Genomic DNA, 15,607 nt, shown 5'->3' with positions numbered 1-15,607 from the left:
ATGGTCTCGGTCGCCCTCGGGCAGATGCGCCGGCGTCCGGCTGCCTTCGCCGGTCTGGCGTGCGCGCTGTTCCTCGCGATCGCCACCCTGACGCTGTTCGGCTCGCTGTTCGCCGCCGACGTCACCGCGCCCGCGTCCGCTCGGAGGGCGACAAAGGGTCCGGGAGTGGCGGTGATCGCCGGTGCCTTCGGCGAGATCGCCGTCCTGGTGGCGTTCTTCGTCGTGGTCAACGCGTTGGGCTTCGCCCTCCGCCAGCAGCACCGCGAGCTGGCCCTGCTGCGCACCATCGCGGCGACGCCCCGTCAGACCCGGCGGCTGGTACGTGCCCAGGTCGTCGGGACCGCGTTGCTGGTGGCCTTGCCCGGCTGGGTCGTGGGCGGGGCGGCGGCCCGTCGCTTCCTCGCCGAGCTACGGCGACTGGGGCTGGCCGCGCCGGGCGTGCGGGTGCCGGGGACACCGCTGCCGGTGCTGGTCGCACTGGCCGCCACGCTCGCCGTCGGCCTGGCGGGCTCGGCCGTCGCGGCCCGGCGGATCTCGCGGATCGCGCCGTCGGCCGCCCTCACCGCCAGCTCGACCGAGCACGGGCGGACGGGCGCGCCACGCCTGCTCGCCGGGCTCGGCGCTCTGGTGGGGGCAGGTCTGCTGCTGCGACTGTCCGCGACGCGGCCGGCCGAGGAGATGGACAAGGCGGGGCAGGCGGCATTGCTCGCCGCGGTGGTCCTGCTGGTCGCGGTCGCCCTGCTCGGACCGCTCGCCATACGCTTCCTGGTGGCCGTGCTGGGGGTGCCGGTACGGGCTGTGGCGCCCGGTGCGGGGTGGCTGGCCCACGCCAACCTGAGCGGGTACGCGCGGCGGCTGTCGTCCGCGGTGGTGCCGGTCGCACTGCTCGTGGGGCTGTCGGGCACCATGCTGATCATGACGGAAACCGCCGAGCACGCCGCGCGGGCGACGGCCACCGGTGTCACCTCCGCCACGGACGTCTGGCTGCGCCAGGCCGAGGTGGCGCTGCTGGCCTGCTTCGCCGCCGTGTCCACCGTCAACACCCTGGTCGCCGTGACCGCCGAACGGCGCCGCGAGTTCGCGCTGCTGCGGCTGGTCGGCGCGCACCCGTGGCAGCTGATGCGCCTGCTGGCCGTGGAGGCGGCGCTGACCACGGCGGTGGGAGTGCTGCTCGGCGCGGCGGTCGCGGGGGCCGCGTCGGCGGCGTTCAGCACGGCGTCGACCGGCTCGGTGGCACCGGCCGTCCCGGTGGCCGCCTCCTTGTACATCGTCGCGGGCGCGGCGGCGCTGACCTTCCTCACCGTCCTCGCCACCGGCCTGCGGGTGGTGCGCGGTCCGGCGGCGGAGCTGGTGAGCGGTGACCGTGACTGAACACGGCGGTGAGCCGGCTGCCGAGCGCGTCGAGCGGCGGCGATACCTGTCCGTCCGGGGCGGCGAATGGGCGTTCGCGGTCGTTGGGCTGCCGTTCGCGCTGCTCGGCGGCGGCTACGCACTGGCCGTCCTGTACGCGGGAGCGCTGCTCTCGCTCACCGTGGTCGGGCTGCCGTTCGTGGTCGCCGCGCTGCTGGGCGCGCGTCGTCTCGGCGCGCTGCACCGGTGGCTGGCCGGCCGGCTGCTCGGTGAGTACGTCGAGGCGCCGGCCGGGCTGCGCCGCCCGGCGGGTGTGTTCGCCCGTGGCCGTGTCGTTCTGACCGATCCGGTCGCCTGGCGGGCTCTACTCTATCTGGTGCTGCGCCTGCCGCTCGGAGTGCTCGGCTTCACCGTGGCCGTGGCCCTTCCCCTCGGCTGCGGCTGGCTGGTCGCCTTCCCGCTCTGGGTCCGCGCGTGGGACGGCGCGCGGCCGGCCGGCTGGCTGGACGCGGCGTCCGTCGTCATCGGCCTGGTGGTGCTGTCCGCGGTGCCCGGCGCGGTGCGGGCGCTGAGCGGAGTGAACCGCCGGCTCGCCCGGCTGCTGCTCGGCCCGGCCCGTACCCAGCAGCGGGTCCGGGAGCTGGAGACCGCCCGGGCCACCCTGCTCGCGGACAACACCGACCAGCTCCGGCGCCTGGAGCGCGACCTGCACGACGGCACCCAGGCCCGGTTGGTCGCTCTGGCCATCACCCTCACGCTGGCCGAGGACGCGCTCGTGCCTCCCGCCGGTCCGGACCTCGGGCGGCTGCGCACCCTGATGAGCCGGGCCCGCGGCCAGACCGACGACGCCATCACCGAATTGCGGCGGCTGACCCGGGGAATTCACCCGGTGGCGCTGGACGGCGGCCTCGGCGAAGCCTTGCCGGGCCTCACCGCCACGTCGCCGGTGCCGGTCACCATCCGCCTGGACCTGGGAGAACGCCCGCACCCGGTGGTCGAGCGGGTCGTCTACTTCTGCGCCGCCGAGCTGCTCACCAACATCGCCAAGCACAGCGGTGCCCGCTCGGCCGAACTCACCGTGAGCACGGCTGACGGCCGCGTGCGCCTGCGTGTGAGCGACGACGGTCGTGGCGGTGCGGCGCTCGGTGCCGGTACCGGTCTGACGGGGCTGGCCGAGCGGCTCGCGGCGGTGGACGGAGTCCTGCGGGTGGACAGCCCGCCCGGTGGACCCACCGTGATCGTGGCCGAACTGCCGACGCGTCTTCGGTAAGCGTCAACCCCTTGTCTCGGACAGGTAGTTGAGAACGGCCTTCACTCGGCGGTTGTCGGTGTCGGTCGCCCGCAGGCCGAACTTGGTGAAGACGGCGGCGACGTGCTTCTCCACCGCCCGCTCCGACACCACCAGCAGCGCGGCGATGGAGCGGTTGGAATGGCCTTGTGCCATCAGCTCCAGCACGTCGCGTTCGCGTGGCGTCAGGGTGTCCACCACCCGTCTGCGCTGTCCGCCACGCATCAGATGAGTGACCACTTCCGGGTCGAGCACGGTGCCGCCGTCGGCGACACGGTGCAGGGCGTCGACGAACTCGCTGGTGCGGGCGACGCGTTCCTTCAGCAGGTAGCCGATGCCCGCCGCGCCGTCCGCCAGCAGCCGGGTGGCCCAGGCCGTCTCCACGTGCTGGGAGAAGACGAGGATGCCGACCTCGGCCGTTCTCGCGCGGATCTCGACGGCGGCGCGGATGCCCTCGTCGGTGTGCGTGGGTGGCATGCGGATGTCCACCACTGCCACGTCGGGTCGGTGTTCGGCCACCTCGGCGAGCAGTTCTGATGCCGTACCTGCGGTGGCCACGACCTCGCAGCCGCGGGCGCCGAGCAGTTCGACCATGCCGTCGCGCAAGATGACGGAGTCCTCGGCGAGTACGACGCGCAGGTGCCTGTTGATCACGGTCGCCATTATCGGGTGGGGTTGGGGGGCGCCGCCGTGGGTGTGGGGACCGGTGTTCGTCAGTGGCCGTTGGGCCGCTCGCTTCTCGGTCAGTGTCGGGCCTCCGCGAGGTGAGTCAAGGGCGCTACGCGTCGCCTTCGGCGATGGCCCTTCGGGCCACCCTTGACACACCTCGCTCCAGCCCGGGGAAGAAGCGAGCGAGCGGCCCGAAGAAACAGTGGCCCAGCCCGGTACCGGACCCATCGGTGAGCTACGAGGCCCCGTCGGCAGGGGTGCGCGGTCGCGCCTCGCCAGCACGCCGGGCCGGCGAAGCCTACCGGCCCGGTGGGGGGTGCGCGGTCGCGTCTCGCCTGCACGCCGGGTGGGGTCGGCGGCCTGCGGACGAGTGGGTGGTGAGTACTGCTGCCACCTTCCCCGCATGGCGGGTGGCTTTTCGCGGCCCCGCCTCACCGGATTCGGGGGCGGGCACTGGCACCATGACGGCCGCTACCGCCCCGGCGGGGCTGGCGGTCAGGGGGTTAGTTATGGACAGGTGTTCCAAAACAGCCCACGGGGCACGTCGCCCTCCTCACCCCACGACGCACGAGCGGGTTCCAGCAAGCCCTGTGCGACCACTGGCGCTCCCGGGCCAGGGGCCAGGGGGGGGGCCAGTGGGTCGGGGACAGTTCTGGACACGTAGTCCAAAACGAGCCACCAAGGCTCGGGGGCTGGGGTCAGGAGTTAGTTATGGACAGGTATTCCAAAACGAGCCACCCTGCGGATGGGCCAACAATCCCGGCCCCGGCCGTCAGACGCCGAACCGGCCCGGCGTCCATGCGAGGCGCCGTCGCGCACCCGCCACCGGGCCGGAAGCCGCTGAGCCCGCCCGGCGTGCTGACGAGGCGCGAGCGCGCATCCCCGACCCACGATGCGAACGCAGCCGACGGTAGGGCCCGACCAAGTTCAGCCGGCCACTTTCCCCCGGCCGCCCGCTCGCTTCTTCCCCGGGCTGGAGCGAGGTGTGTCAAGGGTGGGCCGCAGGCCCATCGCCGAAGGCGACGCGCAGCGCCCTTGACTCACCTCGTGGAAGCACGACACTGACCAAAGAAGCGGGCGGCCCCACGGTCACTTCACGAGGAACTCACACCACACGATCTTTCCTGGGTTCCGCTCCCCCACGCCCCACTTGTCAGCCAGGGCCGCAACGAGAAGCAGCCCCCTCCCGTGTTCCGCGTCCGCATCCGGCGTCGGGTCCGGGCAGCCGACCTCACCCGGACCACTGTCGTGCACCTCCACACGTAGCGCGCCCTCCGCATGCAACACCAGCCGGAGGAGAAAACCACGGCCTGCGGGGACGCCATGGAGAAGGGCATTGGTCGCCAACTCACTTACGCAGAGCAAAACATCGTCTCCACGCTCGGCCGCCGCCCAGTCGGTCAACGTCTGCCATGCGAACTTCCGTGCGAGCCGTACCGATCTGCGGTCGCGACGGTAGAACGCCTGGCGTGTGTGGGGGTGTTGGGTCTGTGCATTCACGAGGTCACTGTCACTGTCCGTCACTACAGTGGGGCAGTGAGTGAAGTCGTAGTTCTCATTACTACGAGTCCACTACGACAGATCGGCGTGCATATGGGGGAAAGGAACGGCCATGCACGAGGCACCAAGGCCCAAGAAGGTCGGTTCGTGGTACGCGGTCGGCGCGCTCGTCGCCCACTACCGCAAGAAAGCACGCCTGACCCAAGAACAGTTGGCCGAGATGGCCAACATCTCCGTCGACACGGTGAGGTCCATCGAGCAAGGGAGGCTCGCCCTACAGCCCGATCGAGCCGAGCAGTTCGATGAGCTGCTGGGTACCGGCGGCGCGTTAGTAGTACTTGTGTCCAAGCTGCCGATTCGAGACCGGGTCGTGCAATTCGCGCAGGGACTGGTGGATCACGAGCAGGAGGCCGTCAGCTTCCTGACGTACGAGACTCTCGTGGTTCCGGGTCTTCTCCAGACACCTGACTACTGCCGGGCCGTTTTCGACTATCGGTATCCGGCACTCGGCAGCGAGAGAGCCGATCAGTGGGTCCAGGCTCGCATGGAGCGACAGTTGATCTGGCAGCGAGACCGGCCGCCCGTGGGCCACTTCATCCTGGAGGAGAGCATCCTGCGGCGCCCCCTGGGCGGCCCGGAAGTCTTGCGCGAGCAGATTCGGCAGATCCTGGAGCTCACCCGACCAGTCCACATGGGCGTGCAAATCATGCCCATGGACTACACACCTCACGCTGGGCTGAGTGGGCCCATGGTGCTGCTCGAAACACCTGAGCACGAACGGCTCGTCTACCTGGAAGTCCACCGCGCCAGCTTCCTCGTCGATGATCCGGAAGAGGTCAGCTACTACCACCACAAATATGCGATGCTGCGGTCTCAGGCGCTCTCCTGTGAGGAGAGCGAGGACTTCCTGAAGGATCTGCTAGGAGAGTCATGAGCACCGCAGCGGCACTCGCATGGTTCAAGTCCAGCTACAGCAGCAGTGAGGGCGGCAACTGTGTCGAACTCGCCTACACGTGGCGCAAGTCCAGCTACAGCAGTGACGAAGGCGGCAACTGCGTAGAGGTAGCCGCCCACCCCTCCGCCATCCACATCCGCGACTCCAAGATCCCCACCGGCCCCATCCTTAACCTCTCCCCCACCACCTGGAGCGACTTCCTTGACGGCATCGCGCGCTGAAGGCGCTGAAGCGGAATGGGTCCACATCACTTCGTACCCGAACGTGCCCGGTCGGCCGCACGCCGTGCACTCGCTGCTCGGTTGACTGCGTGAGCGCGGCATCGACTGGATGCCGTTCACGCCGGAGGAGATCCGGATCGACCTGATGTGCGGGCGAGGCGACGACGGGCACTGGCACGGGACCATCGGGGTGAGCGTCGACGCCTCCGCGCTGTGGCGGCTCGGGCTGCACCCCGGCCAGCCGACCTCGGCCGTGACCGGAACCTCCCCGCCCGCCTGGTGGCACGCGGCCGGTGAGCGCTACGCCACCCGGCGGGGTCAGTAGCCCCCGCCGAAGTCCCCACCGCCACCGCCGCCACCGCCGCCGAAGTCGCCGCCCCCGCCGAAGCCGCCCCCGTCACCGAACCCGCCCCCGAAGTCGCCGGAGTCGAAGTCGGTGCCGGACACGTCTCCGCCCTCGTAGCCACCGCCGCCGATACCCGCCTGGTCACCGAAGTCGCCGTACCCGGCTCCGTAGTCGGCGGCGTACGTGGGCGTGGCCATCAGGCCGCCCAGCATGGTGCCGACAAGGAGCCCGGGCAGCAGGCCGCCGCCGAAGTAGCCGCCTGCCCAGGGACCGTAGGCGGGGCCCGCGTCCCAGTAGGGGCGGCGGCCGTAGTCGGTGTCGACCTCTCGGATCACCGGGTCCCGGCCGTCGGCCAGACGGGTGGCGTCGGCCGCGCAGACCGGGACCTGGCGGGGGGCGCCGCCGGGCGGCACCCAGGTGGCGTCCGAGACCGAGGGGCCGTGGCGGGGGTCGAAGAAGCAGGGTGGGCGGCGCTCCGGCAGCGGGCGGCCCTCGCGGCGGGCGGCCAGCCGGGCCAGGGAGAAGCGTCCGTCCTCCAGTGCCTCGGTGACACCGCGCACGTCCTCCGGGCGTTCCGCCATGGCCATGCGCTGTTTCGCCGTGTCGTAGGCGTCGAGCGCGTGCTCGTAGTCGGCGCGCATGGCGTCGTCCGCGCCGGGGGCCGCCGGCTGGAAGTCGAGGCGGTCGAGTTCCTCGCCGAACGCGGTGATGTCCTCGTCCACGACCACCCGCAGCCGGTCCAGCGCGGCCCGCTGCTCGTCCTCGCGGCGGCGCCGGTTGCGCCGGACGAGGGTGTACGCGCCCGCGCCGGCGATCACCAGGACCGCGGCCGTCGTGATCAGGGCCGTGCCGGACACGCCGTCGCCCGTGCCGCCCCAGCTCTTGGGGGCGTGGCCGCCCATGTTGAGCAGGGCGCGGTCGGTGAAGTCGGCCAGCTGGGTCTTGGTGTCCTCGCCCTGGACGCTGCGGACGAGGTTCTGCCGGGCCGTGGGCGACATGACGGAGGCATCGGCGCGGGCGTCGAAGCGGTCGCCGAGGCGGATGCCGTACAGGCCGGTGATGCCGGTCGCCGCACGGAGGTCGGTGAAGAGGCCCGCGGTGGGGTAGCCGGCCGGGAGGACCGCGATGAACAGGGGTTTGTCCGCGCGTTTGATCCGGGCGGCGAGCGCCTCGGCGGTGTTGGCGGGGAGCTGGTCCCGGGCCGCCGGGTCGACGTAGACGGGGCTCTTGCGCAGGGCCTGGGCGATCGTGGAGACGCTGGTCTCCGCGCTCGCCGGGGGCGCGTACAGGGTCGCCAGCACCAGGGCCAGGGCGGCCAGCAGCAGGGCGGGGAGGCTTCGGGTCCGCGGAACGGCCTTCATACCTAAAAATTACCCGAAACCTCCCCAAAGGGGGCGTTCTCCTGCTCCCCGATCAGGCGGCTCGGTACGCCTCCGCCAGCTTCTGCACCGCCTTTCCGTACCGGCCGGTCAGCAGCAGGTGGTCCGCGTCGGCGAAGGGCCTGGACACCGCCTGGGTGAGGTGGCCGGCCGCCTTCTGCTGGACCAGGAGGCGGGCCCGGGTGACCAGGGACCGGCCCGCGCGGTCATCGCCGTGGCGTTCGGCCCGCGCCGCCCGGGCCGCCAGGGCGCGCAGGGTGGACGTGCCGCCCTGCGGGGGCTCGGCGAGGGTGGTCAGACCCCAGCCGTACGGGAACTGCGGGTCGTACGCCGTGTCGCCCACGTTGATCGGGAGCTGCGCCTCGGACTTCGGCCAGCTGACCGGGAGCTGTCCGGTGAAGGGTCGCTTGCCGTACAGCACGTCCGCGACGCCGTCGCCCTCGGTGCCGGGCAGCCAGGAGGCCACCAGGGCGTCGATCTTGTCCAGGCGGTCCCCGATGAGCTGGGGGCGGCCGGAGACGATCAGCACCGCGCACTCCATGGCCGCGCAGACCTTGTCCACGGCGGCCTGGTCGGCGGCGGACAGGGTGAGGTCGTGGCCGTTGCCCACGTCTCCGGCGCCCTCGGCGTACGGGGTCTCGCCGACGACGACCACGCCGACGTCGTAGCCGCCGGTCGGGGCCGAGGCGTCCTTGGAGTAGGTGACCTGGCCGCCCGCCTTGCGCAGGCCCTGGAGGATGGTGGTGCCGGGCACGATGTTCCCGGAGGAGCCCTGCCAGGTGACGGTCCAGCCACCGGTCTGATTGCCGATGTCGTCGGCGTTGGACCCGGCGACGTACACCTTCTGGGTCTTCTTCAGCGGCAGCAGACCGCCCTTGTTCTTCAGCAGCACCTGCGACTCGGCGGCGGCCCGGCGGGCGACCTTCCGGTGCTCCGGGGAGCCGATGGCGGCCGCGTGGGTGGTGTCGGCGTAGGGGTGCTCGAACAGGCCCAGCTTGAACTTCTCGGTGAGGATGCGGGCGACCGCGTCGTCGATCCGCTTGCCCGTGACCCGGCCCGCCCTCGCCTCGTCGGCGAGCGTGGTACTGAACTCCTTGTACGAGTACGGCACCATCATCATGTCCACGCCCGCGTTCACCGCCGCGCGGACCTGGGCGGCCCGGTCGCCGGGGAGCTGGTCGGTGGCGTTGTAGTCGCTGATCACGAAGCCGTCGAAGCCCATCCGGTCCTTGAGCACGCCGTTGATCATGTCGCCGCGGGCGTGCATCTTCACCGCGCCCTTGCCGTCGCCGAGGTCCAGGGAGGAGTACGACGGCATGACCGTGCCGACCCCCCGGTCCACGGCCTCCTGGTACGGCGCGAGGTGGATGTCCTCCAGTTGCTTCCGGGTGACCGTGGTGACGCCCTGGTCGATGGTGTACGTGCCGGTGGTGGAGGAGCCGTACGCGGTGCCGCCGTCGGCGACGAAGTGCTTGGCCGTGGCCAGCACCTTGTCGTTCCGGCTCAGGTCCTTGCCGTTCGCGCGGCCCTGGAGGCCCTGGATCACCGTCTCCATGGACTCCACGAGGGCCGGGTCCTCGCCGTAGGACTCGTAGGCGCGGCCCCAGCGTTCGTCACGGCTCACGCAGAGGCAGGGCGCGAAGTCCCAGGGAACGCCGGTCGCGCGGACCTCGGCGGCCGTCACCGCGCCTGTCTCGTACGCGAGTCGGGGATCGCGGGCGGCTCCGATGCCGATGTTGTGCGGCAGGATCGTGGCGCCGGTGAGGTTGTTGTGGCCGTGGACCGCGTCGACGCCGTAGATCAGCGGGATCTGGAAGCGGGTGGCCTGGGCGCGCAGCTGGAAGGCGTCGATCATCTTCGCCCACGCCTCGGGGGTGTTGGGCGTGGGGGTGGAGCCGCCGCCGGACAGCAGTGAGCCGAGGGCGTAGGCGGTGATGTCGGCGCCCTGGCCGACGGCACCGCGCTCGGCCTGGGTCATCTGGCCGGCCTTCTCCGCCAGGGACATCCGGCCGAGCAGGTCCGCGACCCGCTTGCGGATGGGCAGCTTGGCGTCCAGGTACGGCAGTCCGTGGGCGTCGATCACGACCTGCGGGGTCTCCGCGGGGGCCTTGGCGCCGGTGACCGTGAGCTTCAGCGGGACGGTCTCGGCGGGTTCGGCCGTCCGGTCGCGGCGGGTGGGCACCTCGATGGTCCGGGTGGCGCCGGAGGCGGTGCCGGCCGGGAAGGTGAGGGTGCCGGAGACGGGGGTGTAGTCCGTGCCGGAGGTCGCGGTGCCGCCGGCCGTGGTGTAGGTGACGGTCACGGGGTCGGCTAGGGGTGCCTCGCCGGTGGTGGCGACCGACACCTTCACCTTCGCCGTTCCGCCCTCCTCGACCGGGTGGACGGGCGCGTCGGTGGTGACGGAGGCGCGCAGGGCCGGGTCCGCCGTGCCGTACAGCTCCACGCCGTCCATGGCGAAGTCGCCCTTGGCGCCGGGCGGGAGGGTGACGGAGTAGCCCCACATCTCCTTCAGGCCGAGGATGTGGTCGATACCGCCGACGGGCTGGTAGTCGGTGCGGTAGGCGAAGTCGGTGAAGGGGAGTTCGACCTGCTTCCAGCCGGTGAAGTCGTCGGTGAAGGCCGTCGTCCAGAGTTCGGATGCCTCGCCGTGGGCGCCGCCGTCCTTGATCTCGACGGTGATCTTGCGGCCGTTGTTCCGGCCGTCCCACCAGAAGCGGATGCCGCGGTGGGCGGACCAGTCGTGGGCGGGGGCGGTGGCGGCGTAGTCGTGGGTGAAGCCGCCGTAGCCGCTGATGTCGTAGGTGCCGGTCAGGACCTTGGCGCCCTCGGGGGCGTCGGCGCGGTCGGCCAGGCGGAGCGCGGGCGGGTCGTCGGTGTCTCCGCCCCAGGTGAAGATGCCTTCGGCGGGCTGCTTGGCGAAGGGCACCTCGCCCTCGAAGCGGTCGACGGTGGTGGGGGGCGGCTCGTCGGCGGCGCGGGCGGTGGCCGCCCAGGGCAGCAGACCGGCGAGGAGCGCGGCGGAGGCGAGCAGGGCGGTTCTTCGCATGGACCTTCCCTTGACTCTCACGGTTCACTCATGGACTCTCGTGGTTCACTCAGGACTTAGCTCACGCCGTGAGTTAACTAGGGCCTCACACGCCCGTCAAGACGACCCGTCAGCCCTCCCCACCCCGCAGAAAGGGCGACGCACCATGAGGAGAACCCCCCGCGCGGTCCGGCTGCTGCTGGCCGGACTGCTCTCCGCCGCCGGGTACGGCGTGGCCGCGGTCCCCGCGCACGCGGCCGGTGAGCAGGTCACCGCCTGGCTGACCACCACCGACGACTCCGCCGGCCGGCACGTCGTACGCGGCCTGGCGCCGCAGACCCCGTTCGCCTTCCAGTCCGGCGCGGGCGGGAGCGGCGAGAACATCACCGTGGACGAGAACACCCGCTACCAGACCTTCACCGGCGGCGGCGCGTCCTTCACGGACACCGCCGCCTGGCTGCTGAACGGCAGCGGCGCGCTGACGCCGACGGCCCGCGACGCGGCCATGCGCAAGCTGTTCTCACCCACCGACGGCATCGGCCTGTCGTTCCTGCGCAACCCGATGGGCGCCTCCGACCTGGCCCGCTACGGCTACACCTACGACGACGTGCCCGCCGGGCAGAGCGATCCTTCGCTGGCGAAGTTCTCCATAGCGCACGACCTGGCGGACGTCGTCCCGCTGACGAAGCAGGCGCTCCAGCTGAACCCGTCCCTGACCGTGATGGCCTCGCCGTGGACGGCACCGGCCTGGATGAAGGACAGCGGCTCCCTCAACGGCGGCTGGCTGAAGGCGGAGGACTACGGCGCGTACGCCTCGTACTTCGTGAAGTACCTCCAGGCGTACAAGGCGCAGGGCATCGACGTCCGTTACGTCACCGCGCAGAACGAGCCGACCTGCTGTTCCGGCTATCCGTCGATGAGCTGGAACGCCAGCGGACTCGCCTACTTCACGAAGAACGAGCTGCTGCCCAAGCTCCAGGCGGCGGGGCTCGGCACCAAGGTGCTGGCCCACGACTGGAACTGGGACGTGTACGACTCCTACGCCGCGCAGACCGTGGACGACCCGGCGGTGCGCAGCCACCCCAACTTCGGCGGGATCGCCTGGCACGGCTACGGCGGTGACGTCGGCAAGCAGACGGCCGTGCACGACCGGTACCCGGCGCTGGACGCCTTCGGCACCGAGCACTCCGGCGGCACCTGGATCGCCAACCAGCAGCGCGAGGACATGTCCGACATCATCAACTACACGCGCAACTGGGCGAAGTCGGTGACCAAGTGGTCGCTGGCCGTGGACCAGAACATGGGCCCGCACAACGGCGGGTGCGGCACCTGCACCGGGCTGGTCACCGTGCACAACGGCGACGGCGCGAGCGGCACCGTGGACTACACCGTCGAGTACTACGACATGGGTCACCTGACCAAGTTCGTCCGTCCCGGCGCCCAGCGGATCGCCTCCACCGCGTCCGCCGCCGTGCCGAACGTGGCCTGGCGCAACCCGGACGGGAGCAAGGCGCTGATCGCGTACAACGACTCCGCCTCGGCACGGACGGTCACCATCAACTGGGGTTCGCAGCACGCCACTTACTCGCTGCCCGGAAAGACCTCGGCGACCTTCACCTGGTCCGGCACCCAGTCCGGCGGGGGCGACCGTACCGGCGCCTTCGTGGGGCTGGCCGGCAAGTGCCTGGACGTGGCGGGCGGTTCGAGCGCCGACGGGACGGCGGTACAGCTCTACGACTGCAACGGCAGCGCCGCCCAGCAGTGGACCGTCCAGGCCGACGGATCGGTCCGGGCGCTCGGCAAGTGCCTGGACGTGACCTCGGGTTCGACGGCGGACGGGGCCAAGGTCCAGTTGTACGACTGCAACGGAACCGGTGCCCAACGGTGGTCGTACAACGCGACGACCGGTGATGTGGTGAACACGGCGGCCGACAAGTGCCTGGACGTCACCGACAACTCGTCGGCGAACGGGGCCCGGGCCCAGATCTGGTCGTGCACCGGGGCCGCCAACCAGAAATGGACACTGCGTTAGGCGGGACATGCGACACACGGGGGCCGTGGCGGCGGGGATCATCGGCGGGATGCTGGCGCTGAGCGGCTGCTCGGCCCTCGACCTGCCGCTCGCCGGGGTACGGGCCGCGCCGGACGGGACGCCGTACGCGGTGTTCCGTCCGTGCGGCGACGACGGCTACCAGAACCCGTACCTGGACGGACGGCCGCGCGGCGGCGAGGACGGGCCCGTCACCACCGGCTGGGACGTGGACAAGGAGGGGCTGCGCGGCGACGCCGACTTCCCTCTGTTCACCCCGCCCGCCGACTGGGCCGCCCGGCACCGGGGCCCGCAGCGGCTGCTGCCCCGGCACCTCTACCTCCTGAGGTTCGGGCAGTACACCGGCGGCGACTCCCGGAACGGGACGGTCGAGTTCACCACCGAACAGGTGGGGCGGCTGAGGCCGGGGCAGGTGTGGGCCGACGGGCGGGTGATGAGCGGACAGGAGTTCGAGCAGCTGGCCTCGGACTCGTGCTGACGCCTGCCGGTGTGCCGTGCTGCGGATCGGGCGGGGGCGGACCAAGGTGGAGGGCATGACCACACCGCAGGATCTTTTCCTCGTCAGCCTGGACGTCCCCGGTGAGCACCCCGTCGAGCAGGGCGACCTGTCCCTGGCGCTGGCCGGCGCCGAGCTGGTCGACCTGCTCGGCGCGCGGGCGCTCACCCTGGACGGCGAGCTCATCGTGCCGGGGCCGGTACTGACCACCGGTGACCGGATGCTGGACGAGGCGGGGGCCCGGCTCAGGCGCGAGGAGCCGTACGAGACGGTCGCCGACTGGCTGTGGCGGCGCGGCGAGGGGCTGGCCGTGGCCTACTACGACGTGCTGGAGGCGGCCGGGCAGCTCGCCGGGGAGCGGCGCCACCACTGGCTGCCCCGGCGCCGCGGCAAGGCCACGGCGCCGGCCGACACCGCCGCCCGGCGCCACGCCACCGACCGCTGGGAGTCCCGCGACCCGGTCCTCACCGGCCTCGCGGCCCCCCTCGGCCTCGGCGCCGACCGCCCGGCCCGGGAGGGCCCCGAGGACGAGGCGATCATCACCGTACTGATCGCGGTCGGCGACGCGATCACCGAACTGCAAGCCGTACGCGAACGCCGCCGCATCGAGAACGTGGCCTTCGACAACATCTGGCGGGCGCCGTGAGCGCCCGGCGGGGCTACTCCGCCGGTTCCACGCCCGCGCGGAGGAGGCCGTAGGTGTAGGCGTCCTCCAGGGCCTGCCAGGACGCGGCGATGACGTTTTCGGCCACGCCGACCGTGGCCCACTCGCCGGAGCCGTCGGAGGTGGAGATCAGGACGCGGGTGGTGGAGGAGGTGCCGTGCTTGCCCTCCAGGATGCGGACCTTGTAGTCGACCAGCTCGAGCTTGGCGAGCTGCGGGTAGATCCGCTCCAGTGCCACCCGCAGCGCCCGGTCCAGGGCGTTGACCGGGCCGTTGCCCTCGGCGGTGGCGACGATCCGCTCGCTCTTGGCCCACAGCTTGACCGTGGCCTCGTTGGCGTGGGTGCCGTCGGGGCGGTCCTCCACGATGGCCCGCCAGGACTCCACGTCGAAGTACTTCAGCGGCCGGCCCTCGACCTCGGCGCGCAGCAGGAGTTCGAAGGAGGCGTCGGCGGCCTCGTAGGTGTAGCCCTTGAGTTCGCGTTCCTTCACGCGCTCGACCACGCGCCCGACCAGCTCCCGGTCGCCGCCCAGGTCGATGCCGAGCTCCTTGCCCTTCAGCTCGATGGAGGCGCGGCCCGCCATGTCGGAGACCAGCATGCGCATGGTGTTGCCGACCAGCTCGGGGTCGATGTGCTGGTACAGGTCGGGGTCGACCTTGATGGCGGAGGCGTGCAGCCCGGCCTTGTGCGCGAACGCGGAGACGCCCACGTACGGCTGATGGGTGGACGGGGTGAGGTTGACGACCTCGGCGATGGCGTGGGAGATGCGGGTGGTCTCGCGCAGCTTGCCGTCGGGCAGCACCTTCTTGCCGTACTTCAGCTCCAGCGCGGCGACCACCGGGAACAGGTTGGCGTTGCCGACGCGCTCGCCGTAGCCGTTGGCCGTGCACTGCACGTGGGTGGCGCCCGCGTCCACGGCGGCCAGGGTGTTGGCGACCGCGCAGCCGGTGTCGTCCTGGGCGTGGATGCCGAGCCGGGCGCCGGTGTCGGCGAGGACGGTGGAGACGACCGCGTGGACCTGGGCGGGCAGCATGCCGCCGTTGGTGTCGCACAGGACGACGACGTCGGCGCCGGACTCGGCGGCGGCGCGGACGACGGCCTTGGCGTAGTCGGGGTTGGCGCGGTAGCCGTCGAAGAAGTGCTCGCAGTCCACGAAGACCCGGCGGCCCTGGCCCTTCAGGTACGACACGGTGTCGCGGACCATCTCCAGGTTCTCGTCCAGGGTGGTGCGCAGCGCCAGCTCCACGTGCCGGTCGTGCGACTTGGCGACCAGTGTGATCACCGGGGCACCGGACGCCAGCAGCGCCCTCACCTGCGGGTCCTCGGCGGCCGTGGTGCCGGCGCGGCGGGTGGCGCCGAAGGCGACCAGCTGGGCGTGGCGGAGGTCGACCTCCTGGCGGGCGCGGGCGAAGAACTCGGTGTCCCGGGGGTTGGCGCCGGGCCAGCCGCCCTCGATGAAGCCCACGCCGAAGTCGTCCAGGTGCCGGGCGATCGCGAGCTTGTCCGCGACGGTGAGGTTGATGCCCTCGCGCTGCGCCCCGTCGCGCAGCGTGGTGTCGAAGACGTGGAACGAGTCGTCGAGCTCGCTGGTTGCCGTCTCGGTCATGGTCTCAAGGCTCCTGTTATGGATCTCTTCGGTCTTACCGGAATGACCGGCTCCACCA

The 15,607-nt window shown here is 71.6% G+C and carries 13 protein-coding genes; 8 read left to right on the top strand and 5 right to left on the bottom strand.

Features of this window, described 5'->3' with window-relative positions:
• The gene (locus HB370_RS27970; protein ID WP_030793044.1) at window positions 1-1,371 is read left to right on the top strand and encodes an FtsX-like permease family protein; all 1,371 of its coding nucleotides are present in this window, start codon (window positions 1-3) and stop codon (window positions 1,369-1,371) included.
• Entirely contained in the window at window positions 1,364-2,620 is a 1,257-nt protein-coding gene (locus tag HB370_RS27965) for a sensor histidine kinase (RefSeq protein ID WP_051816162.1), read from the top strand. The genes HB370_RS27970 and HB370_RS27965 overlap by 8 nt, the downstream gene beginning before the upstream one ends.
• A gap of 3 nt (window positions 2,621-2,623) precedes the next feature.
• On the opposite strand, the gene HB370_RS27960 is transcribed toward HB370_RS27965, so the two are convergent.
• The gene (locus HB370_RS27960) at window positions 2,624-3,292 is read right to left on the bottom strand and encodes a response regulator transcription factor (RefSeq protein ID WP_037703185.1); all 669 of its coding nucleotides are present in this window, start codon (window positions 3,290-3,292) and stop codon (window positions 2,624-2,626) included.
• 1,104 nt (window positions 3,293-4,396) lie between these two features.
• A complete protein-coding gene (locus HB370_RS27955; RefSeq protein ID WP_030793054.1) occupies window positions 4,397-4,807 on the bottom strand; it encodes an ATP-binding protein in 411 nt (136 codons plus the stop codon).
• 112 nt (window positions 4,808-4,919) lie between these two features.
• On the opposite strand from HB370_RS27955, the gene HB370_RS27950 reads away from it, so the two are divergent.
• From HB370_RS27950 to HB370_RS27940, 3 genes are all read left to right on the top strand, one after another.
• Entirely contained in the window at window positions 4,920-5,741 is an 822-nt protein-coding gene (locus HB370_RS27950) for a helix-turn-helix transcriptional regulator (RefSeq protein WP_030793057.1), read from the top strand.
• Window positions 5,738-5,983: a DUF397 domain-containing protein gene (locus HB370_RS27945; RefSeq protein WP_030793061.1), complete on the top strand. Its 246-nt coding sequence runs from the start codon at window positions 5,738-5,740 to the stop codon at window positions 5,981-5,983. The genes HB370_RS27950 and HB370_RS27945 overlap by 4 nt, the downstream gene beginning before the upstream one ends.
• A 109-nt stretch (window positions 5,984-6,092) precedes the next feature.
• Entirely contained in the window at window positions 6,093-6,308 is a 216-nt protein-coding gene (locus HB370_RS27940; protein WP_030793065.1) for a hypothetical protein, read from the top strand.
• On the opposite strand, the gene HB370_RS27935 is transcribed toward HB370_RS27940, so the two are convergent.
• Both HB370_RS27935 and HB370_RS27930 read right to left on the bottom strand, forming a co-directional pair.
• A complete protein-coding gene (locus HB370_RS27935; protein ID WP_030793068.1) occupies window positions 6,302-7,690 on the bottom strand; it encodes a hypothetical protein in 1,389 nt (462 codons plus the stop codon). The two genes, HB370_RS27940 and HB370_RS27935, sit on opposite strands and share 7 nt — an antisense overlap.
• A gap of 52 nt (window positions 7,691-7,742) precedes the next feature.
• Window positions 7,743-10,754: a glycoside hydrolase family 3 N-terminal domain-containing protein gene (locus HB370_RS27930; RefSeq protein ID WP_030793071.1), complete on the bottom strand. Its 3,012-nt coding sequence runs from the start codon at window positions 10,752-10,754 to the stop codon at window positions 7,743-7,745.
• A 145-nt stretch (window positions 10,755-10,899) separates the two neighbouring features.
• Between HB370_RS27930 and HB370_RS27925 the strand changes: the two genes are divergently transcribed.
• From HB370_RS27925 to HB370_RS27915, 3 genes are read left to right on the top strand one after another with little or no spacing between them, the layout of a single operon-like run.
• Window positions 10,900-12,765, top strand: coding sequence for a lectin (locus HB370_RS27925; RefSeq protein ID WP_030793074.1), 1,866 nt, complete (start codon window positions 10,900-10,902; stop codon window positions 12,763-12,765).
• Between the two features lie 7 nt (window positions 12,766-12,772).
• The gene (locus tag HB370_RS27920) at window positions 12,773-13,261 is read left to right on the top strand and encodes a hypothetical protein (protein ID WP_244405657.1); all 489 of its coding nucleotides are present in this window, start codon (window positions 12,773-12,775) and stop codon (window positions 13,259-13,261) included.
• A gap of 55 nt (window positions 13,262-13,316) precedes the next feature.
• Entirely contained in the window at window positions 13,317-13,925 is a 609-nt protein-coding gene (locus HB370_RS27915; RefSeq protein WP_030793079.1) for a GPP34 family phosphoprotein, read from the top strand.
• Between the two features lie 13 nt (window positions 13,926-13,938).
• On the opposite strand, the gene cimA is transcribed toward HB370_RS27915, so the two are convergent.
• Window positions 13,939-15,549 carry a citramalate synthase gene (gene cimA, locus HB370_RS27910; RefSeq protein ID WP_030793082.1) on the bottom strand — a complete coding sequence of 537 codons (1,611 nt, stop codon included), beginning with the start codon at window positions 15,547-15,549 and terminating at the stop codon, window positions 13,939-13,941.
• Window positions 15,550-15,607: the final 58 nt, after the last annotated feature.

It is taken from the genome of Streptomyces sp. DSM 40868 (assembly GCF_011820545.1).
GTDB classification, from domain to species: Bacteria; Actinomycetota; Actinomycetes; order Streptomycetales; family Streptomycetaceae; genus Streptomyces; species Streptomyces eurythermus.
Note: the sequence above shows the minus strand (reverse complement) of the source record. Positions and strands in the feature narration are given on the sequence as shown.